Below are 23,388 nucleotides of genomic sequence, written 5' to 3' on the forward strand. Positions count from 1 at the left end.
CCATCAGCGCGTCGATCTTCGACAGAACGTCATCCGCGCCGATCCGTGCCGCCGCTTCGTGCAGGAAAAGGTCCATCTATTCACCCCAGAGATTTCCCGGCTAGCTTACCAAAACGGCCAACCCGGGGGAATCCCGATGTTATGCAGAGGTCTTGTGTATAAAAAGGGAGACTAGTTTGTATTAGTATAAAGGCATATCACAGTTTTGGTCGCACCCATTATAAGTAGGCGCTCCGAGGATACCGAGTGCAATAACGAAAAATTTGAAGGGAGGATTAATGATGTTTGGATTGCGATCAATCGGAAAAACAATATTACCCGTTGGGGCTGTTGCGCTGATGGCATTGGCTTTAAGCGGTGCAGCAAATGCACAAGAAAACAAGACTGTCACTCTTAAATCTGTGGGCGGTGAATTGAAACTGATTGGTGAATTGGATGAATTCACCGACGGAACATATTTCATCACTGTTAAAGGGATGGGCAATATAGAGATCAATGCGAATGACGTGACTTGTGAAGGTGCTGCATGTCCGGTGATCAAGCAATATGAGCCATATTTCGGCATTTACGGTTCAAGAACCGTTGGAACAAATCTGATACCCAATCTGATGCGAGGTTATGCCAAGCATGTCGGCGCGACATATGAAATCGCGGCAACCGATAAGGCGGCTGAACGGAAAATCCGCCTGACGAACCCTGATGGCACCCTTCGGTTGGAGGTCGATCTTCAATCGCGCGGCTCGGGCACAGCCTTTCCTGCGCTGGCGGACGGGTCTGCCATGATCGGGGTGGCTGACCGCCGGATGAAGGATAGCGATCTTGCCAAATTACAAGCGGCTGGGATTGGCGAACTGCGTGATACCGACAATGAAATTGTCATCGGTGTCGACGGGATTGTGGTTATCCTTAATCCGGATGGTAGTGTCGCGAGTTTGGTGGAAATTCGAGGACGGCGTAATCTCCGGGTGCATCGAAGCCACCCAACCGGCGGCTGGAACCGCCAAGGAGATCACGCCATGACAAAGAATACAGCAACATCGACATCCGCGCTACTGGCCAATGAAGCAGGCTATGACCCGATTGAAGACCGGCTGCGCCAGAACATCCGCGCGACGATCGAGGCGGTTTTCGAAGAGGAGCTGGAGCAGTTTCTGGGCCGTTGCCGGTATGGCCGCAGCGGCGGGGCAAAGGCCGGATACCGCCACGGGCATCGCGAGCGGCAACTGGTCGGAACATTTGGAACCGAAACGGTGCGCGTGCCGCGTGCGCGGATCACAGGCGAGGCCGGCAAGGCCAGAGAATGGCGCTCGAAGGCATTGCCCCGCTACCAGCGGCTGACGAAGAAGGCCGAGGCGCTGATCGCTGCTGTCTACCTTTCGGGCACCAACACACGGCGGGTAAAACGCGCCCTGTTCGGCCTGTTTCAGGGGGCGGTCAGCAAGGATGTGGTGAGCCGCGCCTGGCGCAAGGTGAAGGTGGACTGGCAGGCGTGGTGCGCCCGCAGCCTTGCGGATGAAGACATCGTGCGGCTGATCCTGGACGGCACCGTGATCAAAACGCGGATTGACAGGAAGGCCACCAATATCTCGGTTCTGGCCGCGATTGGCGTGCGCCGGGATGGGCAGAAGGTCTTGTTATCACTGATGAACATGGGCGGCGAAAGCACCTCCGCCTGGCGTCAGTTCATCAACGATCTGGATGCGCGCGGGTTGAAACGGCCCGAATTTGTCATCGTGGACGGGGCACCGGGACTTGAGGTCGCTCTCATTGCCCTCTGGGGTGAAGATCTGCCGATCCAGAGGTGCACGGTGCACAAGCACCGCAACCTTCTGGCCAAGGCACCCAAGCGTATGCATGATGAGTTGACAGAAGATTACCGCGACATGATCTACGCCAAAACACCCGAGGAAATCGCCACCCGCCGCAAGGCATTTCTGCGAAAATGGCGGCTGAAATGCAAGGCCGTCGCTGACAGCTTGGAAGAAGCAGGAGATAAGCTTTTCACCTTCACGCGTCTGCCACAAGGCCAGTGGAAATCGGCCAGAACGACAAATGCGATCGAACGCCTGAACGAGGAATTCCGCCGCCGCATCAAGACCCAGACCGTGCTGCCATGCGCCGAGACCGTGCCGATGCTGCTTTGGGCTCTGATGGCCTCGGGGCAGATCGTCATGCGAAAGGTCGATGGCTGGGAAACGCTCGCTCAGCCCGTCGCCGACGCAACCCTTGACCAAGCCGCCTGACCGGCGCATAACTCAACCCGCTCGGAGGTGCCTGAAATCAATTTCCACCACTTTCGAGACACAACCGCAAAGTCGGCCATCTGGCCAGTGCCGCGTTCGAAACCTGCGATCGCTGTCTGTGCACTCGGATTGCGTGCGTTGTCATGGCGCTCCCGTGGAAAACCTGTCCCGTAATGCTTCCTTCTGATGATTGCACCATCATTACCAGGGACTAAATACCTAGCGTTTGCGCTCCATCATATCCCTTTTTATTTCGGAGGAATTGAATAGGTCATCCCTGCCCGTGCCACCGGCGCCCCCTGCCCGTCGGAATAGATCAGCACATCCCCCACCGCCAACACACGGCCCAGTTTCAGGATCTGCGCCTTGCCGATCAGATCCTTGCCTGCCGCCGGTTTACGCATGAAATCAATCGAACAATTCGTGGTCACCGCCAGCGCCAGCGGCCCGATCATCGCCATCAGCGCCAGATAGAATGTCACATCCGCCAGCGCAAACATGGTCGGCCCGTTTACCGTGCCACCCGCCCGCAGGTTGCGTTCACTCACAGGCAGGCGCAGGGTGGCGCGGTTCTCGGATACGCCTTCGACAATGAATTCTTCGGTCATATGCGGGAAATGCTCGGCCAGAAAGGCCTGCAACTGTTCCACATTCATCTTCATGCCCACTTCCCCTTTTGCATATCTCTGCGTAAACTTCGCGCGAAACCTATGAAAGAGCAAGCATGACCGACATTCTATTGCGCAACGATGCGGATGGCATCGCCACCCTGACCCTGAATTCCCCCCAGAGCCTGAATGCATTGTCCGATGCAATGCTCGCCGCCCTGCAAGCGCAGTTCGATGCACTGGCCACCGATATGGACACCAAGGTGGTGATCCTCGAAGGCGCGGGCAAAGTGTTCTGCGCCGGTCATGACCTAAAGGAAATGACACAGGGGCGACAGGCCGAAGACGGCGGGCGGGCCTATTTCCACGATCTGTTCACCCGTTGCAGCCGCGTGATGCAGTCGATCACCCGCCTGCCCCAACCGGTGATTGCCAAACCCCACGGCATCGCCACTGCTGCCGGTTGCCAGTTGGTCGCCACCTGTGATCTGGCTGTGGCAGCACATGGCACACGGTTCGGCGTGAATGGCGTTAACCTTGGCCTGTTCTGTTCCACCCCGATGGTGGCGCTAACCCGCAACATCCCGCGCAAACAGGCGTTTGAAATGCTGACCACAGGGTCCTTCATCAACACCACCCGGGCCGAAGAACTGGGCCTGATCAACCGCGCCGTGGATCATGACAATCTGGATGCCGCAACGCTGGAAATGGCGCAGGTGCTGGCCAGCAAGATGAAGGGTGTGCTGGGTATTGGCAAAGAGGCGTTTTACAAACAGATCACCATGCCGCTTAAGCAGGCCTATGAATACACCGGCGAGGTGATCACCGCCAATATGATGATGCGCGATACCGAAGAAGGCATCGCGGCATTTCTGGAAAAACGCGCGCCGGACTGGGAAAGGTAAACCTTTTCTCAACAAAAAATTGGGGCTGACCCAGATAACCTAAAAAGAGGTTATGATGGGAAGCATGAGAAAGAGTCGCCTGAGCCACTACAAGCAAGACCGTCTTACGGAGCATTTTGTTTCGGGATCGACAGCACGAACAGCAGCCAGTTTGTGTGGTGTAAACCGCAAGACCGCAGCGTTTTATTTTCTACGCCTGCGCGAGATAATCGCCTATGAGCTGGAGGCGGAAAGCCAAGCTATGTTCGGCGGAGAAATAGAAGTGGACGAAAGCTACTTTGGCGGCAAACGCAAAGGTAAACGCGGGCGTGGTGCGGCAGGTAAAATTCCCGTTTTTGGTATATTAAAAAGGGGTGGGAAGGTTTACACCAAGATCATCCCGGACGCCAAATCCGCCACTCTGATCCCGATCATAGAGCGCAAAGTCGTGCCGGATTCCATCGTCTATTCCGATTGTTGGCGCGGTTATAATGTGCTGGATGTGTCAGACTTCCACCACTTTCGCATCAACCATTCCAAGCTCTTTGCAGACCGTCACAACCACATCAATGGCATCGAGAATTTCTGGAACCAAGCCAAGCGCCACATGCGCCGATTTAACGGTGTCCCCAAGGCCCAATTTGGGCTATATTTGAAGGAATGCGAGTGGCGTTTCAACAACAGTGACCCTTCAGCTCAGTTATTGCAGCTAAGACAATGGGTTAAGCGTTACTTGAAGTAGTTATCTGGGTCAGCCCCCAAAAATTTTGTGAGGGATTAAACCCATGCCTTACGGTGTATTTCCAGTAAGGGGTCGCAACGGCACGCCTGTTTAGTTTCATACCGGAGTTCACAGATGACACTTCCAATCAAACATTCGATAGTAACGGCCCTTTTGCTTTCTGCAATCATCCTTGGCGGTTTTGCCACGGCGGCAAAGGCCAATATGGTGCAAGATCATATGAACCATATCACCGAAAGCTGGACCGACACGCCCGAGGAAAAGGGTTTGCTGCCGATTGCAATTGCCGAAGCGGAAATAGCGGTACTTCACGCACGGGTAGCCGCCAACCAGACACATGATCTGGTGTGGATGCAAAAACATACCAGACATGTGCTTCATGCGATTGATCCAAGTGTTGTTGATGATGGGCCTGGCTATGGATACGGAGTATTACGCGCGGCACAGGGTATTGCAAAGCAAATTACCCTTGCAGCCCAGCAGGACGATGCAAGTGAAAATGTAAAAACACACGCCGTCCATGTGGCGACATCAGCCAACAACACGATTGCGCGCGTTGCCCGGATCAAAGTGCTGATCAATCAGATTCTGGCCGCCGACAATGCCGAACAAGCCGCCCCTGTCGTCATCGAATTGGAAGAGGCCACCCATCAGTTGCTGGACGGTTTTGATGCCAATGGCGACGGCGAAATCACTTGGGAAGCTGGCGAAGGCGGGTTGAACGAATGCGCCAAACATATGGCTATTATGCGTGCCGGCGAAGGGGTGTAGGGCGGGGTTCACCCCGCCGCTTGCGAGCCATAAAAAGCAAAGGCGGGGTGAACCCCGCCCTACAGCAGCCCTGCATTTGATAGATGGTGCAGGGCTTTTTGCGTGGCACCGCCGTGTTGCGTCAGAAAATCCGTGATCTGTTTACCCGTGGCGCCGTTCTCGCGGCTCCAGTGTTCAAATAATTGATCCGGCGTTTCCAGTTTTACCAGCACTCCTGCCTCCAGCGCTTCGAGCGCCGGATATTCAATGCCCCAGATGCTGGGGCCAACCACCACGGGTTTGCCAAGGCTGAGCGGCTCGATGATATTGTGCGACCCTTCATCATTGAAACTGTCGCCAATGAACACGCGGTCGGACAGGGCAAAGTAGAAGTTGATTTCCCCCAGTGAATCCCCGAACAGCCCGTCCAGATTCTCAGCCAAGGGGGCTTTGGGCGACAATGCATCGTCCAGATCAGTCGAGCGTTGTAGCATGTTTACCCCCGCCGCCTGCAAACGCGCGCCCGTGGCCACAAAATCTTTGGGGTGGCGCGGGACATAGACGATGAAGGGGCGCGGTTTACCGGCCTGATTGGCTTCGTCCAACAATTTGCGCAGCACGGGGATCAGCAGCGCATCCTCGTCCGGCGCGGTGCTGGCAAGGCAGAACACTTGGCGCTCCGGTGCGATTTGTGCCCGCAGGGTTTTGGCGGCTTGCAAATGGTCGGGCGGGATTGGCTGTTCAAACCGCAATTCGCCCATCACCTGCACATTCTGCGCCCCAAGCTGGCGAAACCGTTCGGCATGGCGTTCGGATTTCGCCATGATCAGATCAAACGCCCGCACAACATGCGCCCTGATCTGCAAGCCTTTGGTATCACGCGCAAAACTCTTGTTCGGATATTGCGCCTGCGCCTGCACCAGCGGCAGACCTTTGGCGTGGCAAGTGGCAATCAGACGGGGCCAAAGCTCGATCTCCATGATCATGCCGAAACGGGGTTTGTGTTTGTCCAGAAACCGGCGGATGGCCCATGCATATTCCGCCGGACACCAGCGCACATGAAGTTGACCCTGCTTAATCGCATCGGCAAACAGTTTCAGGGTTTCGGCACGGCCTGCGGCGGTGATGTTGGTGATCAACACCTGTTCGCCCCGCTTAAGCAGCGCCTCAATCAGCGGCCTTGCCGCCCGCATCTCGCCCAGCGAAACCCCGTGAATCCAGATCGCCCCCGCTGGCACAGCCGCGCCGCCGCCAAAGCGTTCCGCCATATGCTGGCGATAAAGCGGCTCTTTGCGCCCGCGATGCCACAGATACAGCAACACCAGCGGCAGCCCCGCGTGCCACGCAATATCCCACAGCAGCAGCGCCAGCCGGTCAATCAGCCGTGCGGGGTATCGTTTCATGCCGCCCACCCCCGCTGTTGCGCAAACATCCGCGCCATGGCGATGGTCGGCAGATAGCTGTGACTGGACAAATGATCCGGCATCACCGAGGCATCGCAGATCGACAGCCCCTGCAACCCGTGCACCACAAAATCAGGCCCCACCACGCCGCTGCCTGCGTCCTGCGACATGCGGTTGCTGCCAATCAAGTGATAGCCGGAGTAGACGCCGCCACGCAAAACTTCCTCGTCCGGCGCAACCACTGGATCCGCCTCGAACCCCATTTCCGCCATCAACGCGCGGGCCTGCGCCATGCCGCGCAAGGAGGTTGCCACATCCGCCGGATCGGTCAAGAACCCCGGATCAATCTGCGCGCCTTCTTTGGTAATCCGCACCGACCCTTCGGATTTCGGCCACAGCGCATAGATTCCCAGCGATGCCTTTTGCGCCTGCTCGAACACGATACCCTTGTCGGACACCTGCGAGCGGTCCTGCGTGAAATGCACCAGTTGGATGCGGTAGGCATCACGAAAAATATCGCCATCGGCAAAATTCGCCCCGGCCGAGGCCCCCGGCCCCCTAAGGATGCTGTCCTTGCGCCCCAGTACGTATTTCACCCCTTCCCACAACGCCCGCACCCCGCGGGTTTTCTGGTTCAGCGTGTTGTAACCGGGGCAGGAAAATTGCAGGCGCAGGTTGGCGTGATCCTTCAAATGTTGCCCGACATGGGGCAGATCATGCAGTACGGGTAAGCCCGCCGCGTGCAACATTTCCGCCGCGCCTATGCCGCTGCGCATCAGCAACAGCGGCGAGGATATGGCACCAGCGCTTAACACCACTTCGCCCGCATAGATTTCGCCGCCTTCATAGGCTACACAGGTGGCGCGTTTGCCATCCAGTATGATCCGTTCCACCGGCGCGCGGATAATGCGGATATTTTGCGGCGCGGCATTGGCGCGGAAGGCTTCAAGATGGTTGTGGCGCAATCCATGCTTGGTGTTCACATGCAGCACCGAAGCGCCCGTGAATTCACCAGCAATATCAGGATCATCCACACGCGGCGCACCCAGTTTGGCAGCGGCCGTCAGGAATTTCTCCGACAAGCCATCGGCCCAACTGTGCGGGCGCGGTACATTAATATCGCCATGTAGCGCATTTAATACATTGGTATAATCATGATTAAGGCCCTCAAACACATGCCGATACCGCTCTTGTGGTCCCGCATAGGCCACATTGCCATTCACCCGCGATGAACCACCCAGCCCCCGCCCCGTCAGCACCGGCAATTTCCGGTTGCCAGCAGCCACTTGCGGGGCCGAATCCTGAGCATCGACAAACCGGCGATTGCCGATGATCTTGCCCACCATCAGCGGGATACGCTGGAACAAATGCCGCCCGTTTGGCGCGCCCTGTTCAAACAGCACCACTGCCAGCCCTTGGCGGGACGCCATCCGCGCCAGCTCCAGCCCGGCGGCACCGGCACCGATGATGATAATATCAGCGGCGCGGGCGGACAAATTCATACCCCTGCGCCTGCAGCCAGTCGTGCTGTGCCTCGGCCATGGCCCAATCGTGCGGCGTGTCGATATCAACGCCCGTTGGCATGGTCAGCGTGTGGTAACGGGTATCGGCGGGCAGAAAACTGTCGTGCTCGCGCAGGGTCTGCACCCGTCCCGCGTAATAGCTGCCGTCAACAAAGCGGTATTCGGTCGCCCGATCCTGCCGGCGGGCGGACTTAGGCGCGGCAATAGCGGGGGTTCCGTGTTCGCCATCCAGCACGATCAGGTCTTCGGGATGTTCACACGGGTTGGTGCAGGACACCATGGTTTCATGCGCCTGCGTTTCCGTCACCAAAGCCCGCAAATCCGCCACCAGCCGCAAGGGCGATGTCGGCTGCAACAGCACATAGCGGCTGGCCCCGAACCGTTTGCACACATCCAGTACCACCCCCGCCATGCCCGCATTATCATCGGCCAGATTGGCGGCGCGGTCGTGAATCAACACCTGATCCGCATAGTTCACCTGAACCAGCGCGCCAATGGCGGCGTCATCCGTAGTGCAGACCACTGGCGCGCCCAGATCGCAGGCAATCGCCAGCCCTGCGGCAAAGCTCCACTCGACCAGCGGCGCGCCGCGAAAATCTTTGGTATTCTTGCCCGGCACCCCCTTGGAGCCTTGGCGGGCAGGCACAATGACCAGCATCGGCTAACCCGTCAGCCCGTTCAGGGCCACCGCAAGTTCGGTAAATTCATCCACCGATTTGCCCAGCATCACCGGAATGGCAATTTGGCGTTCCAACAGCGCCAGCGTGTCCAGTTGTGCTTGCGTTTTGGTGTCAAACCCCATGTGATCCCAGAACACCGAACAATGCCAGTTCATCGCGTCCGGCAGGTTCTTGGTGCCAAAGCCCATGTCGCCCAGCAACTGGATCGCATGCTCCCTGATCTGCGCATCCGCCACTTCGACGATATAGGTGTCATAGGCCGGTTCCGCCCTCTCCGGCACCGCGCGTTTCTTGTAAACGCCTGATGTGATGCCCTGATCCAGCGCCTTATACCGCTTGCCGGATTCCGCGACGATATAGTCCAGCTTTTTCAACTGCGCCTGCCCCACCACGGCGCTTAACTCGCTCATCCGGTAGTTAAATCCGACCACCCCAGCCCGATCCAGCCCGCGCGGGATGTCGGGCAGGTTCATATGCCCATGATCGTGGTATTGCCGCGCGGTCACGGCCATATCGGCAACGTTCAGAATGACCAAACCGCCCTCGCCCGTGGTGATCGCCTTGCCATAGTCGAAACTGAACACGCCCGCCGCCCCCAAGGTGCCCGCGTAACGGCCGTTATACTTCGCACCGATCGCCTCGCAGGCGTCCTCGATCACGGGGATGTTGTGGCGGGCGGCGATTGCGAATATTTCATCCAGCCGCGCGGGCACGCCCAGCATATGCACCGGCATAATCGCCTTGGTTTTATCGGTGATCAGGCCCTCAAGCTGCTTTGGATCCATGTTCAGCGTATCATCCGATCCGGCCACCACGGGGGTAGCGCCGCAATCTATGATCGCCTCGAAATCGGCAATGAAATTAAAGCCTTGGGTGATCACTTCATCCCCAAAGCCAACCCCCAATGCTTTTAACGCCACCTTGATTGCCGCCGTGCCCGAGGATACGCAAAGCGCATCATGACAGGACAGGAATTCGCGAAATTCCGTCTCCAGTTCGCGCACGTGATACCGCTTGCGTTTGGCATCGAAACCGTGGGCAAAGAACACGCCGCCCTCGTCCATCAACGCGTTCAATGCGTCGCGTTCTTCCTGTCCGATCAACTCAAAGCCTGGCATGGTGCTGTCCCCTGTAATGCTTGGCAAATTTTTCGCACATCACAGGGGGCGCTTCAAGCGCTGTTCGGCGGGTAGGAGTTAAACCCCGTAAATGGCGCCGAATTTCGCTTCAAGATAATCCAGCAAGGGGGCCTCGGACGGAGCAAAGCCGCAGGCCTTTTCGATCAGTTCTTTGGGCCGGTACAACCCGCCGTATTGCTGCACATTTTCCCGCAACCATTCAGTTGCTGGTGCTGTGTTGCCTGCTACCAGTTCGGTATCCAGATCAGGCAGCGCATCGCGCATCGCCTTGTTCAGGCAACCGGCGTACACATTACCCAGACTGTAGGTCGGAAAATAGCCAAACAGCCCGACCGACCAGTGCACATCCTGCAAACAGCCGTTTGACGGCTTGTCCACCACGACACCGAAATCATCCTTAAACCGTTTGTTCCATGCGTCCGGCAGATCATCCACGTCCAGATCACCGGCGATCATCGCCCGTTCCAGATCAAACCGCAGCAGCACATGCAGGTTATAATGCACCTCGTCCGCCTCGGTGCGGATATAGCCGGAATTCACGCGGTTGACGGTGGCATAGAAGGCATCCGCATCCGCCACCCCGAAATCGCCAAACACTTCGTTCATTTGACCAAACAGCCAGCGGGTAAACGCCTGTCCGCGCCCGATCTGGTTTTCATAGATCCGGCTCTGGCTTTCATGCACCCCCATGGAAACGCCCTGCCCCAGCGGGGTCAACAGATAGGCATCATTGATGTTTTGCTCGTAACAGCCATGCCCCGTCTCGTGGATAGTGGAATAGAAACAGTTGAACGGATCATAGGGGTTGGTGCGGGTGGTGATGCGCACGTCGTGGCCCGAGCCCGAGGAAAACGGATGCACAGCCTTGTCGATCCGCCCGTGGGTCAGGTCATAGCCGAAGGTGACCGCCAGCTTGCGGGTCAGTTCCAGTTGCAGCGCCTCGTCAAATTTGTGCGACAGCGCGGCGGGCTGGTTTTCCGCCCCCAGCACCCGTTCCCGCAGTGCCACCAGACGCGGGCGCAGGGCGCCAAACATCGCTTCCAGCTCGGACGCCTTGGCGCACGGCTCGTAATCATCCAGCAGCGCATCATACAGATCACCGCCATCCGCCAGCGCCGCCGCCTCTTCGCGCTTCAGTTTCAGAACCTGCTTTAGCGTCGGGGCGAATGCTGTGAAATCCTCGGCCGCGCGGGCCTGTGCCCAGATGCCTTGCGCCATGGAATGCAGCTTGGCCTGCTCGCTCGCCAGCCGTGCCGGTATCCGCATCGTACGAGTATAGCCGCGCCGGATGTGGCGCATGTTGGCCTGCCCGACCGCGTCCAGCGTGGTGTCATCAATCGCGGCCAGCCAATCGCCCACCTTCGGGTCGGTGCGCCGCGCGTGCAAAACGGATGACATCGCCGCCATTTCCTCGCTGCGCTGCGTGGCCGCGCCACGGGGCATCATGGTTTCCTGATCCCAGCCCAAACGGCCCGAAACCTGCGCCAGCGCCTGCGTGTCGCGCTCATGCGCAATCAGATCATCATATGCTTTCATTGCCTTAGCCCCTTACACTCTGGGCTACAGGATAGCCCGCCAGAAAACGTGACCGCAGGATCATCACCCACAGCAGAATTGCACCAAACTGATGGGTCAGCGCCACATGCGATTGCGCCGCCATCATCACCGTTGTGATGCCCAGCACCACCTGCACCAGCACCATCGCCATCAGCATGTTGAACGCCGCCTTGGTCTTGCGATTGCCACAGGCGCGCGAGCGCCGCCAGACCACGATGGCAAAGGCCAGCACCAGATAACCGACCAACCGGTGAATAAATTGCACAAGGGCCGGGTTTTCAAAGAAATTGCTCCACCAGGGCTCAAAATCGAATATTTCATCCGGGATCACCTGCCCGCCCATCAGGGGCCAGTCGATATAGCCGCGACCGGCATCAATGCCCGCCACCAAGGCCCCCAGCAGGATTTGCAGAAAGACCAGATGCAGCAGGCCGGTAGAGATGGAAAACAGCTTGCCTTCCCTGCCCCGCCGCGCCTGCATGATCTCGGCCTCTGGTCGTGACAGCAGGAAAATATACCACGCCGAAAGGCCCAGAATGATAAACGCCAATCCTAGATGCGTCGCCAACCGGTACGAGGCCACATCGACCATCCGCCCCGTCAACCCGCTCGAGACCATCCACCAGCCGATCGCGCCCTGCAATCCGCCCAGAACCCCAAGGCCCAGCAAACGGGAAGTCCAGCCCGCCGGTATCTTTTTCGTCAGCCAAAAGAACAAAAATCCGATGGCCCAGACCACACCGATAAACCGGCCCAATTGCCGATGTCCCCATTCCCACCAGTAGATGGATTTGAATTCGGCCACCGTCATCTTGCTGTTTTGCAACTGGAATTCGGGGCTGGCTTGATATTTGGCAAATTCACTGGCCCAATCCGCATCATTCATCGGCGGGATTGCCCCCGTAACGGGCTTCCATTCGGTGATCGACAGGCCGGAATCGGTTAGCCGCGTGGCCCCGCCGACCAGAACCATCAAAGCGACCAAAGCAAAGATCAGCATCAGCCAGCCACGAATGGCCCGCCGCGCGCCTTTGGGGGCTTTGTCGATCACGCCGGTTTTGGGCGCAATTTCCTCCGGCTTCACATCAGCCCCGACCTCTTCAAAAATACTGCGCTTCTTGCTCATGCTCGCACCCTTCCTGTTTCCTGCTAAATTAGGCTGCGACTTTATCAAGGGCAAGCGCCAACTGCCCCATTATCGTTCCATAAATATCCGCGCCGCAGGCATAGAATCTCTTATTCCCCGCGATCTTTCCAGCGCACCAACTGGCGCAGCATCCCATGCAACGTCTGCACATCCGCCCGCGTCAGCGGCAATCGCGCCCACATGTTGCGCAGAGCCAGCTGCATCCGATCCGCCTTGGCCTCGGGAAAAAAGAACCCCGCCTCGGCCAAACGCTCCTCGAAATGGTCGCCCAGCTTTTCAATCTCCAGCCCCCCGGCGAATTCGGTTTTCACCATTTCCATCACCTCGGGCGCGGCCTGTTCCACCTGCCGGCGCCACTCATAGGCGGTCAGCAATACCGACTGCCCCAGATTAAGCGATGAAAACGCCGGATTGACCGGCACCGAGATAATCGCATTGGCCCGCGCCACATCGTCGTTTTCCAGTCCCGCGCGCTCGGGGCCAAACAGGATGCCCACCTTTTGCCCCTGATCCAGCAGGCCGCGGGTGTACTGCATCGCCCGTTCCGGTGTCATAACCGGTTTGGTCAACCCGCGGTGTCGTGCGGTGGTGGCAAATACATAGTTGCAATCGGCAATCGCATCTGCCGTGCTGTCAAACAGCCCCGCCTGATCCAGCAGCCGCCCCGCGCCCGAGGCCATTGCCACAGCACGTTCATTCGGCCAACCGTCGCGCGGCGCTACAATGCGCATCCGGTCCAGCCCGAAATTCCACATCGCCCGCGCCGCCGCGCCAATGTTTTCGCCCATCTGCGGGCGCACAAGGATCATCGCGGGCTGTGGTCCAGCCCATTCATCTTCTGCCATTTCACACTTGTTTATCCATCCCCGCCCTGATAGGGTGCAACTGCCCCGTGGTCAAACCGCAAAACCTGCGTTATATCCGGCAGCAACAGCCAGCCAAGGATAGTGATGATGAGCGAAGATTTTCCCGAAAAAGAACAGGCCCAGCTATACCTGATCACCCCGCCCGCCTTTGAACTGGCCAGCTTTGCCGATACCTTCCAGCGGGTGCTGGATGTTGCCCCCGTGGCTTGCGTGCGCCTTGCCATAGCCACCAAGGACGAAGACCAGATCGCCCGCGCTGGCGATGCCTTGCGCGAAATCTGCCATGGGCGCGACATCCCGCTGGTGATTGAAAGCCATCTGATCATGGTTGAGCGCCTAGGGTTAAAACCCAATCAACCTGTTGATTTTGCGATATGTGTCTGATTCACTGCGGGAAAACGAGCCGGAGGTGGATGATGACGGAAGGGTTTTGGCTCTCGGATCAAGCGTGGGCGGCGATCAAACCGCTGTTGCCGCACAATCAACCGGGCGCGCGCAGGAAAGATGACCGACGGGTGATCAGCGGGATCATCCATGTTCTGAAGTCGGGCTGTCGCTGGAAGGACTGCCCGCGCGAATACGGCCCGCCGACGACCATCTACAACCGGTTCAACCGCTGGAGCCGGCGTGGACTGTGGCAGAAGATTTTCGCGGAGTTGGTCGGACAGGCGGAAATCCCACACGAACTGAGTATCGATTCCACTGCCGTTCGGGCGCATCGCTCGGCGCATGGCGGAAAAGGGGGGCGAAGATTCACTGCATCGGGCGCTCGCGTGGCGGGCCCACGACGAAAATACACGCGTTGACAGATGGTTACGGGCGCATTGCCGCGTTCAGTCTGACCCCCGGAAACATTGCCGACATCTCGGCTGCCCCTGCTCTGCTGGCAACCATGCCCGCACCACGCCGCCTGCTCGGCGACCGGGGCTATGATGCAAACAGCCTGCGCGCAACTCTTGCGCGGGCCGGAACAGAGGCCGTCATCCCCTCCACCCGATCCCGAAAACGCCCCATCCCCCATGATGTGCAGGCTTATCGCGCTCGCAACCTGATCGAACGCGCCTTCTGCCGCCTCAAGGATTTCCGCCGCATTGCCACCCGCTATGACAAACTGGCTCAAAACTTCCTGTCAGCCGTCGCTATCGCTGCCTTTATCCTGTGGTGGACTTGATTGAGTCTCGACCCTAGGCCTTGACGGGGTGCATCTGACCGATGGTGCGCGTTCCGTGCGCTATGCCCGAGGTGAGCTGTCGGACGAAGCCATCATCGGCAGCTATTGCGGCACCTCGCGCCATGACGGGTTGAACGCAGGCGAGGCCAGCGCCGATTATGTCAGTTTCGGCCCTTGTGGTGAAAGCGCACTTGGTGACGGCTCAACCGCCCCGCTGGACCTGTTCCAGTGGTGGAGCGATGTTGTCGAAGTTCCGGTCGTGGCCGAAGGTGCGTTGACGGTCGATCTGATCAAAACCCTGTCCCCGTTTACCGATTTCTTTGCGATTGGCGAGGAAATCTGGAACGCCGATGATCCAGCCGATGCCTTCAAAACACTGGCACAGGCCATCGTATAATATTGGGCGGGGCGACAAACCGGTCGCTTTATCCCCATTCCTGAGTTAAATTGTCCCATCTACACAGGTTATGGGCGGCTGTGCATTTGTGCGGCTTGATAAACTATACTAATCGGTTTAGTTGTGCCGGACATCCGCACCGGATTCGATTTACCACTCAAATATATACGAGGGCATACCATGCGATACGGGACGTTCTTATTGGCCCTGACAAGTTCGGTGATCTTGTCTATGGCCCCGGCCCTTGCCCAACGGGCCTTGCCGGTCGAAACCGTGCAAATCCAGCCCGAACTGGGGTTGGAAACCCTGACCTTGACCGGCCAAATCATTGCGCGTGACGAAGTGGGCCTGTCTTTCCCGATGGGTGGGCGGATCATGTCGATCCTGGTGCGCGAAGGCGATCATGTGCAAAAGGGCCAGGAACTGGCCCGCCTTGAATCGGTGCAGCAGGAACAGGCTATGCGCGGCGCCGAAGCGGCGCTGAATGCAGCGCAGGCGGATCTGTTTCAGGCCAGAGAAGAATTCGAACGGCAAGATGTGTTCCTGCAACGCGGCGCCACAACCCGCATCCGCCGCGACGAGGCCGAGCGCCGTTTCCGCATCGCCGAGGCCAGCGTGGAACAGGCCCAAGCAGACCTGAACCGTGCTCGTAAAGCCTATGAAGATACCTTCCTGCGCGCCAGTGCCGACGGGGTCATCACGGCCCGTCTTGCCGATCCGGGCGAAGTTATTGCCGGTGCCCACCCGGTGCTAAAGCTGGCCCTGGGAACAGCGATGGACGCAGTTTTCGGTTGTGTCTCGAAAGTGGTGGAAATTGATTTCAGGCACCTCCGAGCGGGTTGAGTTATGCGCCGGTCAGGCGGCTTGGTCAAGGGTTGCGTCGGCGACGGGCTGAGCGAGCGTTTCCCAGCCATCGACCTTTCGCATGACGATCTGCCCCGAGGCCATCAGAGCCCAAAGCAGCATCGGCACGGTCTCGGCGCATGGCAGCACGGTCTGGGTCTTGATGCGGCGGCGGAATTCCTCGTTCAGGCGTTCGATCGCATTTGTCGTTCTGGCCGATTTCCACTGGCCTTGTGGCAGACGCGTGAAGGTGAAAAGCTTATCTCCTGCTTCTTCCAAGCTGTCAGCGACGGCCTTGCATTTCAGCCGCCATTTTCGCAGAAATGCCTTGCGGCGGGTGGCGATTTCCTCGGGTGTTTTGGCGTAGATCATGTCGCGGTAATCTTCTGTCAACTCATCATGCATACGCTTGGGTGCCTTGGCCAGAAGGTTGCGGTGCTTGTGCACCGTGCACCTCTGGATCGGCAGATCTTCACCCCAGAGGGCAATGAGAGCGACCTCAAGTCCCGGTGCCCCGTCCACGATGACAAATTCGGGCCGTTTCAACCCGCGCGCATCCAGATCGTTGATGAACTGACGCCAGGCGGAGGTGCTTTCGCCGCCCATGTTCATCAGTGATAACAAGACCTTCTGCCCATCCCGGCGCACGCCAATCGCGGCCAGAACCGAGATATTGGTGGCCTTCCTGTCAATCCGCGTTTTGATCACGGTGCCGTCCAGGATCAGCCGCACGATGTCTTCATCCGCAAGGCTGCGGGCGCACCACGCCTGCCAGTCCACCTTCACCTTGCGCCAGGCGCGGCTCACCACATCCTTGCTGACCGCCCCCTGAAACAGGCCGAACAGGGCGCGTTTTACCCGCCGTGTGTTGGTGCCCGAAAGGTAGACAGCAGCGATCAGCGCCTCGGCCTTCTTCGTCAGCCGCTGGTAGCGGGGCAATGCCTTCGAGCGCCATTCTCTGGCCTTGCCGGCCTCGCCTGTGATCCGCGCACGCGGCACGCGCACCGTTTCGGTTCCAAATGTTCCGACCAGTTGCCGCTCGCGATGCCCGTGGCGGTATCCGGCCTTTGCCCCGCCGCTGCGGCCATACCGGCAACGGCCCAGAAACTGCTCCAGCTCCTCTTCGAAAACCGCCTCGATCGTCGCGCGGATGTTCTGGCGCAGCCGGTCTTCAATCGGGTCATAGCCTGCTTCATTGGCCAGTAGCGCGGATGTCGATGTTGCTGTATTCTTTGTCATGGCGTGATCTCCTTGGCGGTTCCAGCCGCCGGTTGGGTGGCTTCGATGCACCCGGAGATTACGCCGTCCTCGAATTTCCACCAAACTCGCGACACTACCCAGTTTTTCGACACGCCCGAGGATCTGCCCACCCGCACCCCCAAGGATCTGACCATTGAATTATCCCTGCTCGACAATCCCGAAGTGCGTTTTCAGGGCCGCGTCCGCAAGGTTTCCCCTCTGGTTGATCCGCGTCGCGGCACTATCGAGGTCAGCGTCGGTGTCGACACCCCCCCCAGGCAAGTCACTTACGGTGCGGCTGTAAAAGCCAGCATCACAATCCCGCACCCCGACCAGATTATCGTCCCCTATAGCGCCCTGTCCGCCATCGAAAGCACCCCTGCGGTCTGGGTGGTGAACCCTGACACGATGCGCGCCACCCTGACCCCTATCGGCATCGCCCGTTATTCGGACGGCACGATCATGATCAGCGACGGTCTTGAAACCGGCGATATTGTCGTCACCAGTGGCGCCCAATTGTTGTACCCCGGGCGCCTTGTCCGCCTGAACGGAGGCAAGTGATGCAAATACGGTCCCTGTTCCTGATTGCCGCATTGGTCTTGCCAATGGTCCACCCTGTTATTGCACAGGAAACACCCCGTCCGGTGGTTTCCGAGATTATCGGTGAAGGCCCGGAAACGGCACGTGATTTCATCGGCACCGTTTCAGCCAGAATCGAGGTTGATCTGGGCTTTCCGGCCTCGGGTACCATCGCCAGCCGTCCTGTTTCCCTTGGGGATACGGTGAAAGAAGGCGATGTGCTGGCCCAACTGGACCCCGAAGCTCTTGAGGCCGGTGCATGGGCGGCGCGTGCGGGTGTGGTGATTGCTACGCAGGGATTGAAATCGGCACAGGACGCACTGGATCGCGAGAAGATACTGGTTGAGCGGGGTGTCGAAAGCCAAACGCGACTGGAGGACGCAGAGCGCCAGTTTGCCGCCGCCAAAGCGCGACTGGAACAGGCCAAAGCAGCCCTGATCCGCGCCGAGGATATTCTTGATTCTGCCGTTTTGCGCGCGCCCCATGACGGGGTTATCACACGGGTTTTTGCCGAACCCGGCGCCTCGGTTTCTGCCGGTCAGCCGGTGATCCGTCTGGCCGCCACCAACGAGCGCGAAGTGGTGATTGACCTGACGGAATCCGAACTTGCGATTTTACCCGAACAGGCCCTGTTTGACGCCACTCTGCTGGCTGTCAGCACTGTGCACGCACAAATCCGCTTGCGATCCGTCGATCCGGTGGCCGACACCCGTACCCGCACCCGTCGTGGCCATTTCACCCTTCTGAACGCGCCCGAGGAATTCCGTATCGGCGCGCTGGTCAAGGCAAAACCACAGCTTGAAGATATCAAGGTGATGACCATCCCCACCGGCGCGATATTGCGTGAAGACGGCAAACCCTTCGTCTGGGTTATTTCGCGCCCCGATGGCATTGCCCGTAAAACGGCGATCACCCTTGGTCATGCCGTTGCTGCGCGCAGCATTGTGACCTCGGGCTTGCAGATCAATCAGGAAATCCTGACCAAGGGCATCCACTCAATCAAGGACGGGCAGATCGTTGGCCCGCGCGTAGGCAAATGAGCGAACGTTTCAACCTGTCCGACTGGGCGCTTAACCATAAGGGAACCTCTGTAAATTCCCGTTTTCGCCTTCTTCGCGGCGGGGTGGACGGTTTTTCGCCTGTCCCGCCTGATTGCTTCGGATCATAAACCCATTTTCACCGGTTTCAAGCCGGTTTTGGGTATTTCAGGCACACCTCACCCCATGAACCCTTATCCCGGCGCCGCCAGGCCGCATTCGAACTGGACGAAGCGCTTCATGTTGTAGACCAGGTTCATCATCCCGATGCGAAATCGCGCCCGCTTCAGGCCGATGGAGCGGATCAGCTTGCCGCCCATGGAGCGCTCCTGAAAAGCGAATACATGCTCGACCCGGACCCGCACTTTCGAGCGCCTCCGGTTGGCCTTTTGCTGGCGCTCGCCAAGCGGCTTGCCGCGCCTGCCCTTGTGATGGATATGGCTGTGAAGCCCCCGCTCTTCCAGCTCGCTTTCGATCTTTTGCGAGCGATAGGCGCTGTCGGCCCACAGGTCCGATGAGGTGTTGCTCGCATCAATCAGACCGGCAAGCGCCTGGCTGTCATGCACGGCGGCATCGGTGACATCATAAGCGCGGATGAATTTGTGCCGCCGGTCGACATTGATGTGGTTCTTGTAGCCGTAATAGCTCTTGCCGTGCTTCTTCGTCCAGCGCGCATCCACGTCCTTCTGGCGCTTCTTGTGGGGTTTTTCCTCCCACTCTTCAGGCGTTTCGCCCGCCTTGATTTTCTCGTTCTCGTCCCTTTTGTTGTGCTGGCGCGGCGCCGGAACGATGCTCGCATCAACAATCTGCCCGCCCATCGCCAGATAGCCCTTTTCGCGCAGAAAGGCATCGAACTTGTCAAACAGCTCCTTCATCTTCCCGGCCCCGGCCAGCCTTTCACGGTAGGCCCAGATGGTCTTGGCGTCAGGTACGCTGTCTTCAATGCCAAGGCCGAGAAACCGCATGAACGACAGGCGGTCGCGGATCTGATACTCGATCTGATCGTCAGAGAGGTTGTAGAGCTGCTGCAAAACCATCGTCTTGAATATCAGCACCTCATCCCAAGGCGGGCGGCCAGCGTTGGATTTGCGCTGTTCGGGCGGCGTGCGCCATATGGCCTTCAGCTCGTCCCGGTAATCCTCGAACGGCACCATGTCGTTGAGCAACACCAGCGGATCACCAGATTTGTCCAGTCCCGCGTATCGGCTGGAAAGATCAAAAAATCCCATCTGACCCATGACAAAACCCCGTCGGTCGAATCATTTTCATCCTGATGACGATTCTACCCCGTCAGGCCGGATTTTGGGGGATTTTTAGAGGTTCCCAAAGGTATATCCCATTGCCGGTCTTGGAAAATAGGCCCGCCACATCGACAGCGCCACATCGCGCGGATCACGTTGCAGCCAGACAAACCGGGCCTGCGGCAAGGCGCTCGCCAGAAACCCGACATAACGGTAATTGGCAGGCATCTTGTCAACAAAGGCGCTGGCGGTTTCCGGAAGATCAGGCAGGGACTGAATATAGTCCGCAGCAAAACCCTCCGGATCAAACCCTTGCCCGCCTTGCAACACAGATTCGACCAAACGCCCCGCTGTAGCCAGTTCCCCAAAACCGGCAACCTCGGGGTGCAAGGTTAAGATTTGTTCCGTCAGGGTGGTGCCGGATCGGGGCTGGCCGATCACGAAGACAGGTGTCGGGCCATCCGCGGACCTGGAGATTGCTGGCGGGGACCCAATTGGAAACAGCGCCAGTATATCCGCCATCTCTTGCGTCTCGCGCGCCATATCGAACGGATGCTGGCGGGCGTATTGCCCGTTCGCGGCCTTTAACGCCCGCGCGGCGGCAACTATGTCACCGGCCTGCCAGTGGATCACCGAAAGGGCAAAGTTCAACGCAACCCGGTCCGGTGCGTTGTTCGGCATTTTTGCCAACGCCTTTTCGATCAACGGCAACAAGGCGGCATTTTCTTCTGCCGTCTGTATCTGGGCCAGCTGATGCATGGCATCGCCCTGCGCGGGATAGGCTGCCGATAATGTATGCAACGCCGCCTTTGCCTCCTCCTTGCGCCCCAATTCGTTCAACTGGGATGCATATCGCTGCATTGATGCCAGATGTGACGGGTTGATCCGCAAGGCCCGCTCAAGCGCGGTCAAGCCTTCTTCTTCGCGGTTCAACCGCGACAATGGCAGGCTGAGATTGGCAAGGGTTTCCGGATTGTCAGGGGCAATGGCCAATGAGGCCTCATAGTCCGCCACCGCATCCGCATCACGGCCCATTTCGCTGTAAATGATACCCCGCAGGTTATGCGCCTTGGCGTGGGACGGGTTTGCCTCCAATGCCTTAACCAAAGAATCTAATGCCATATCCCCATTACCGGATCGCATCTGCGACATGGCCAGTTGGTAATACAGATCGGACGTATCCGCCCGTTTGGCCAACAGCTTGCCAATCAGCGCCTGAGCCTTTTCATGCTGCCCCGACATCACCAGCGCCTGCACCAGATTGTTCTGGTAATTCTGATCTTTAGGCGCCATGCGCAGCGCCTTGTTGAAAAACAGGGCCGCCTCGCGTTCGTTCCCCGCTTGCGCCAGCGCCATACCGGCTAGATTGGCGAAATACGGCTCTTTGGGGAATTTCTTGTGCGCGGTTTTAGTGCCTTTGACAGCGCGAGCGAAATCACCAGCCTGCATTTGCGCCATTATCTTGTCTGCCAAAGCTTTAGCATTGGTCGCCATGTTCTGCCCTGCCCGTGTTTATTATCCCTGCAATATAGGTGCAGGCCCAACTTAGGTCCAGTTCACATCGGCCCCGCCGGGCAAGGCCTGCCGCGCCCGCATCAGGGTTTCATATGGCAGCCCCTCGCCATCGCAATAGGCCATCACCCAGGCATCATCCATCATCACAAAATCCAGAACCGAGCCAAGAAACTCTGATTCTCCGGCCCGCGCGCGCAGATCGGATTCGCTGGCACCGGTGGCCCCCAGAAATACCGGTAGCAACTCTTCGTTGCCAACCAGCCAGATCAACACACTTAATGCGCGAACTTCCGCTTGTTTATTGTCCATTTCACACTCTGTTACTGCTTTGGAAACTATTTGTTAACCTATCTGACCCAAAAACTAAATCAGAACAGGAAACTATTTAACAAGTGAGAGTGAAATGGCGGGACGTATCCTGATTGCAGACGACGTTGCAACAAATCGCATCGTCATGAAAGTGAACCTTATGGAGGCCTGTTACGAGGTCTCGCAGGCCTCGTGCGGGGCCGAGACCATTGCGCGTGCCCGCAAAGATTTACCTGACCTGATCCTGCTTGACCTGTTGATGCCCGATATGGACGGGATCGAAGTTTGCAAGGTCTTGAAAAGCGACCCTCTCACCGCAGGGATTCCGATCATCGTGGTAACAGCCAAGCATGACAGCCCCTCGCGGCTGGAAGCCTTGCGTGCCGGGGCCGACGATTTCATGACAAAGCCGCTGGATGAACAAATCCTGCTTGCCCGTGTACGCAGCCTGTTGCGTGCCCGTGATACGACTGAAGAATTGCGTCTGCGTGATAACACGCGCCAAGCATTAGGATTTGCCGAAGACGCCGAAAATTTTGATCAGCCGGCAACCATAGCCATCATTGCCGGCCAGTTTAACAAAGCGTTGAAGTGGAAAAACGCCCTTTCCCAGAAACTCGCCGATCAATTTGTGGTCTTCACCAAGGAAACAGCCTTGCTCAGCAGCCATGGCACCCATGCGCCGGATGTCTATGTGATTGCCTGTGATTTAAACAAACCCGACGAAGGGCTGCGTCTGATGTCGGAATTGCGCAGCCGCCCGAACACGCGCCATAGCGCCATCCTGATGGTGATCCCCAAGGACGCGCCCCACAAGGCGTCGACTGCACTGGACCTTGGCGCAAATGATCTGATGGTCGATGGATTCGACCCCGATGAAATGGCCCTGCGACTGAAAACCCAGATCCGGCGCAAACGTCAGTCCGACCGTTTGCGTAAAACCGTACATGACGGGTTGCGCATGGCGGTGATTGACCCGCTGACGGGGCTATACAACCGCCGCTATGCCGAACCGCATCTGTTACGGATTGCCCAGCGGGCCAAAGAAACCGGACGTCCTTTCGCGGTGATGGTACTGGATCTGGACCGGTTCAAGAATATCAACGACACCTACGGCCACAGCGCCGGCGATGTGGTTTTGAAAGAGATCGCCAACCGGATCAAGGACAACCTGCGCGGCGTCGATATGGTGGCCCGTATCGGCGGCGAGGAATTTTTGGTGGCGATGCCTGACACTCAGCTGGATCAGGCCCGCCATGCCGCCGAACGGCTGTGCCGCATTGTCGATGAAACACCGGTGCAGATGGATGACGGCAACACCGTTATACCGGTTTCCATGTCAATCGGGGTTGCTATGGGCGGGCTGCATGATGACGTCCGCAGCGTCGAGCATTTGCTCGAACTGGCTGACCGTGCGCTTTATGCCGCCAAATCGGACGGGCGCAATCAGGTCACGATCAGCCTGTCTGCAGCCTAAGGCGTGTCGACTTTTTGTTGTAATTCTTATCATGGCCT

21 protein-coding genes and 2 pseudogenes are annotated in these 23,388 nt (G+C 58.2%); 11 read left to right on the plus strand and 12 right to left on the minus strand.

Translation table 11 applies throughout. The annotated features are described in order from the left end of the window. Positions 1-1,016: 1,016 nt before the first annotated feature. Entirely contained in the window at positions 1,017-2,243 is a 1,227-nt protein-coding gene (locus ACQY4M_RS06280; protein ID WP_428539582.1) for an IS256 family transposase, read from the plus strand. A 248-nt stretch (positions 2,244-2,491) separates the two neighbouring features. Here the strand turns inward: ACQY4M_RS06280 and ACQY4M_RS06285 are convergent, their stop codons facing one another. Further along, complete coding sequence (locus ACQY4M_RS06285) at positions 2,492-2,911, minus strand: PaaI family thioesterase (protein ID WP_428542196.1); 420 nt, start codon at positions 2,909-2,911, stop codon at positions 2,492-2,494. A gap of 56 nt (positions 2,912-2,967) precedes the next feature. Between ACQY4M_RS06285 and ACQY4M_RS06290 the strand changes: the two genes are divergently transcribed. From ACQY4M_RS06290 to ACQY4M_RS06300, 3 genes are all read left to right on the plus strand, one after another. Beyond that, positions 2,968-3,756: an enoyl-CoA hydratase gene (locus tag ACQY4M_RS06290; RefSeq protein WP_428542199.1), complete on the plus strand. Its 789-nt coding sequence runs from the start codon at positions 2,968-2,970 to the stop codon at positions 3,754-3,756. A 64-nt stretch (positions 3,757-3,820) separates the two neighbouring features. Beyond that, entirely contained in the window at positions 3,821-4,477 is a 657-nt protein-coding gene (locus ACQY4M_RS06295; protein WP_428539609.1) for an IS1595 family transposase, read from the plus strand. A 114-nt stretch (positions 4,478-4,591) separates the two neighbouring features. Then, positions 4,592-5,248 (plus strand): hypothetical protein, encoded by a 657-nt coding sequence (locus ACQY4M_RS06300; RefSeq protein WP_428542202.1) that lies wholly within the window; start codon positions 4,592-4,594, stop codon positions 5,246-5,248. A gap of 59 nt (positions 5,249-5,307) precedes the next feature. Here ACQY4M_RS06300 and ACQY4M_RS06305 read toward each other — a convergent pair whose 3' ends face one another. From ACQY4M_RS06305 to ACQY4M_RS06335, 7 genes are all read right to left on the minus strand, one after another. Then, on the minus strand, positions 5,308-6,630 hold the full coding sequence (locus ACQY4M_RS06305) for a 3-deoxy-D-manno-octulosonic acid transferase (RefSeq protein WP_428542205.1): 1,323 nt from the start codon (positions 6,628-6,630) through the stop codon (positions 5,308-5,310). Continuing rightward, on the minus strand, positions 6,627-8,132 hold the full coding sequence (locus ACQY4M_RS06310; RefSeq protein WP_428542208.1) for a GMC family oxidoreductase: 1,506 nt from the start codon (positions 8,130-8,132) through the stop codon (positions 6,627-6,629). Before ACQY4M_RS06310 ends, ACQY4M_RS06305 begins: the two co-directional genes overlap by 4 nt. Further along, on the minus strand, positions 8,107-8,811 hold the full coding sequence (locus tag ACQY4M_RS06315; protein WP_428542211.1) for a cytidylyltransferase domain-containing protein: 705 nt from the start codon (positions 8,809-8,811) through the stop codon (positions 8,107-8,109). Before ACQY4M_RS06315 ends, ACQY4M_RS06310 begins: the two co-directional genes overlap by 26 nt. Before the next feature lie 3 nt (positions 8,812-8,814). Beyond that, positions 8,815-9,951, minus strand: coding sequence for a DegT/DnrJ/EryC1/StrS family aminotransferase (locus ACQY4M_RS06320; RefSeq protein WP_428542214.1), 1,137 nt, complete (start codon positions 9,949-9,951; stop codon positions 8,815-8,817). A gap of 78 nt (positions 9,952-10,029) precedes the next feature. After that, a complete protein-coding gene (locus tag ACQY4M_RS06325) occupies positions 10,030-11,508 on the minus strand; it encodes a carboxypeptidase M32 (RefSeq protein ID WP_428542217.1) in 1,479 nt (492 codons plus the stop codon). 4 nt (positions 11,509-11,512) lie between these two features. Further along, positions 11,513-12,655, minus strand: a complete 1,143-nt coding sequence (gene ctaA, locus ACQY4M_RS06330) for a heme A synthase (protein ID WP_428542220.1) — start codon at positions 12,653-12,655, stop codon at positions 11,513-11,515. A 110-nt stretch (positions 12,656-12,765) separates the two neighbouring features. After that, positions 12,766-13,521: an RNA methyltransferase gene (locus ACQY4M_RS06335; RefSeq protein WP_428542223.1), complete on the minus strand. Its 756-nt coding sequence runs from the start codon at positions 13,519-13,521 to the stop codon at positions 12,766-12,768. A gap of 108 nt (positions 13,522-13,629) precedes the next feature. On the opposite strand from ACQY4M_RS06335, the gene ACQY4M_RS06340 reads away from it, so the two are divergent. The 4 genes and pseudogenes from ACQY4M_RS06340 (at position 13,630) to ACQY4M_RS06355 (ending at position 15,953) form a co-directional block, all read left to right on the plus strand. Further along, positions 13,630-13,926, plus strand: coding sequence for a thiamine phosphate synthase (locus ACQY4M_RS06340; RefSeq protein WP_428542226.1), 297 nt, complete (start codon positions 13,630-13,632; stop codon positions 13,924-13,926). A gap of 32 nt (positions 13,927-13,958) precedes the next feature. Then, positions 13,959-14,713 (plus strand): annotated as a pseudogene (locus ACQY4M_RS06345) (IS5 family transposase). Between the two features lie 13 nt (positions 14,714-14,726). Next, positions 14,727-15,110 (plus strand): annotated as a pseudogene (locus ACQY4M_RS06350) (thiamine phosphate synthase); the annotation flags it as partial. A gap of 231 nt (positions 15,111-15,341) precedes the next feature. After that, a complete protein-coding gene (locus tag ACQY4M_RS06355) occupies positions 15,342-15,953 on the plus strand; it encodes an efflux RND transporter periplasmic adaptor subunit (RefSeq protein WP_428542229.1) in 612 nt (203 codons plus the stop codon). 12 nt (positions 15,954-15,965) lie between these two features. Here ACQY4M_RS06355 and ACQY4M_RS06360 read toward each other — a convergent pair whose 3' ends face one another. Beyond that, a complete protein-coding gene (locus ACQY4M_RS06360) occupies positions 15,966-17,192 on the minus strand; it encodes an IS256 family transposase (protein ID WP_428539582.1) in 1,227 nt (408 codons plus the stop codon). Between the two features lie 45 nt (positions 17,193-17,237). Here ACQY4M_RS06360 and ACQY4M_RS06365 point away from each other — a divergent pair, with 45 nt between their 5' ends. Together ACQY4M_RS06365 and ACQY4M_RS06370 are read left to right on the plus strand one after the other, a co-directional pair. Beyond that, positions 17,238-17,753, plus strand: coding sequence for an efflux RND transporter periplasmic adaptor subunit (locus ACQY4M_RS06365; RefSeq protein WP_428542232.1), 516 nt, complete (start codon positions 17,238-17,240; stop codon positions 17,751-17,753). Beyond that, a complete protein-coding gene (locus ACQY4M_RS06370; protein WP_428542235.1) occupies positions 17,753-18,811 on the plus strand; it encodes an efflux RND transporter periplasmic adaptor subunit in 1,059 nt (352 codons plus the stop codon). Before ACQY4M_RS06365 ends, ACQY4M_RS06370 begins: the two co-directional genes overlap by 1 nt. A 191-nt stretch (positions 18,812-19,002) precedes the next feature. Here the strand turns inward: ACQY4M_RS06370 and ACQY4M_RS06375 are convergent, their stop codons facing one another. The 3 genes from ACQY4M_RS06375 to ACQY4M_RS06385 form a co-directional block, all read right to left on the minus strand. Next, positions 19,003-20,046 carry an IS5 family transposase gene (locus ACQY4M_RS06375; RefSeq protein ID WP_428539227.1) on the minus strand — a complete coding sequence of 348 codons (1,044 nt, stop codon included), beginning with the start codon at positions 20,044-20,046 and terminating at the stop codon, positions 19,003-19,005. Positions 20,047-20,121: 75 nt separating this feature from the next. Next, complete coding sequence (locus tag ACQY4M_RS06380; RefSeq protein WP_428542238.1) at positions 20,122-21,543, minus strand: tetratricopeptide repeat-containing sulfotransferase family protein; 1,422 nt, start codon at positions 21,541-21,543, stop codon at positions 20,122-20,124. Positions 21,544-21,594: 51 nt separating this feature from the next. Continuing rightward, complete coding sequence (locus ACQY4M_RS06385; protein WP_428542241.1) at positions 21,595-21,873, minus strand: DUF3572 domain-containing protein; 279 nt, start codon at positions 21,871-21,873, stop codon at positions 21,595-21,597. Between the two features lie 94 nt (positions 21,874-21,967). On the opposite strand from ACQY4M_RS06385, the gene ACQY4M_RS06390 reads away from it, so the two are divergent. After that, entirely contained in the window at positions 21,968-23,350 is a 1,383-nt protein-coding gene (locus ACQY4M_RS06390) for a diguanylate cyclase (RefSeq protein WP_428542244.1), read from the plus strand. The last annotated feature ends 38 nt before the right edge of the window (positions 23,351-23,388 follow it).

Origin of the sequence: Profundibacter sp., assembly GCF_965277155.1 — a bacterium.
GTDB lineage: Bacteria > Pseudomonadota > Alphaproteobacteria > Rhodobacterales > Rhodobacteraceae > Profundibacter.

What these genes read in the sequence shown, in the direction of transcription:
- ACQY4M_RS06280 (WP_428539582.1), top strand. Translation starts at nt 1,017, where the DNA reads ATGACAAAGAATACAGCAACATCGACATCCGCGCTACTGGCCAATGAA.
- ACQY4M_RS06290 (WP_428542199.1), top strand. Translation starts at nt 2,968, where the DNA reads ATGACCGACATTCTATTGCGCAACGATGCGGATGGCATCGCCACCCTG.
- ACQY4M_RS06295 (WP_428539609.1), top strand. Translation starts at nt 3,821, where the DNA reads ATGAGAAAGAGTCGCCTGAGCCACTACAAGCAAGACCGTCTTACGGAG.
- ACQY4M_RS06300 (WP_428542202.1), top strand. Translation starts at nt 4,592, where the DNA reads ATGACACTTCCAATCAAACATTCGATAGTAACGGCCCTTTTGCTTTCT.
- ACQY4M_RS06305 (WP_428542205.1), bottom strand. Translation starts at nt 6,630, where the DNA reads ATGAAACGATACCCCGCACGGCTGATTGACCGGCTGGCGCTGCTGCTG.
- ACQY4M_RS06310 (WP_428542208.1), bottom strand. Translation starts at nt 8,132, where the DNA reads ATGAATTTGTCCGCCCGCGCCGCTGATATTATCATCATCGGTGCCGGT.
- ACQY4M_RS06315 (WP_428542211.1), bottom strand. Translation starts at nt 8,811, where the DNA reads ATGCTGGTCATTGTGCCTGCCCGCCAAGGCTCCAAGGGGGTGCCGGGC.
- ACQY4M_RS06320 (WP_428542214.1), bottom strand. Translation starts at nt 9,951, where the DNA reads ATGCCAGGCTTTGAGTTGATCGGACAGGAAGAACGCGACGCATTGAAC.
- ACQY4M_RS06325 (WP_428542217.1), bottom strand. Translation starts at nt 11,508, where the DNA reads ATGAAAGCATATGATGATCTGATTGCGCATGAGCGCGACACGCAGGCG.
- ctaA (WP_428542220.1), bottom strand. Translation starts at nt 12,655, where the DNA reads ATGAGCAAGAAGCGCAGTATTTTTGAAGAGGTCGGGGCTGATGTGAAG.
- ACQY4M_RS06335 (WP_428542223.1), bottom strand. Translation starts at nt 13,521, where the DNA reads ATGGCAGAAGATGAATGGGCTGGACCACAGCCCGCGATGATCCTTGTG.
- ACQY4M_RS06340 (WP_428542226.1), top strand. Translation starts at nt 13,630, where the DNA reads ATGAGCGAAGATTTTCCCGAAAAAGAACAGGCCCAGCTATACCTGATC.
- ACQY4M_RS06355 (WP_428542229.1), top strand. Translation starts at nt 15,342, where the DNA reads ATGGCCCCGGCCCTTGCCCAACGGGCCTTGCCGGTCGAAACCGTGCAA.
- ACQY4M_RS06360 (WP_428539582.1), bottom strand. Translation starts at nt 17,192, where the DNA reads ATGACAAAGAATACAGCAACATCGACATCCGCGCTACTGGCCAATGAA.
- ACQY4M_RS06365 (WP_428542232.1), top strand. Translation starts at nt 17,238, where the DNA reads ATGCACCCGGAGATTACGCCGTCCTCGAATTTCCACCAAACTCGCGAC.
- ACQY4M_RS06370 (WP_428542235.1), top strand. Translation starts at nt 17,753, where the DNA reads ATGCAAATACGGTCCCTGTTCCTGATTGCCGCATTGGTCTTGCCAATG.
- ACQY4M_RS06375 (WP_428539227.1), bottom strand. Translation starts at nt 20,046, where the DNA reads ATGGGTCAGATGGGATTTTTTGATCTTTCCAGCCGATACGCGGGACTG.
- ACQY4M_RS06380 (WP_428542238.1), bottom strand. Translation starts at nt 21,543, where the DNA reads ATGGCGACCAATGCTAAAGCTTTGGCAGACAAGATAATGGCGCAAATG.
- ACQY4M_RS06385 (WP_428542241.1), bottom strand. Translation starts at nt 21,873, where the DNA reads ATGGACAATAAACAAGCGGAAGTTCGCGCATTAAGTGTGTTGATCTGG.
- ACQY4M_RS06390 (WP_428542244.1), top strand. Translation starts at nt 21,968, where the DNA reads ATGGCGGGACGTATCCTGATTGCAGACGACGTTGCAACAAATCGCATC.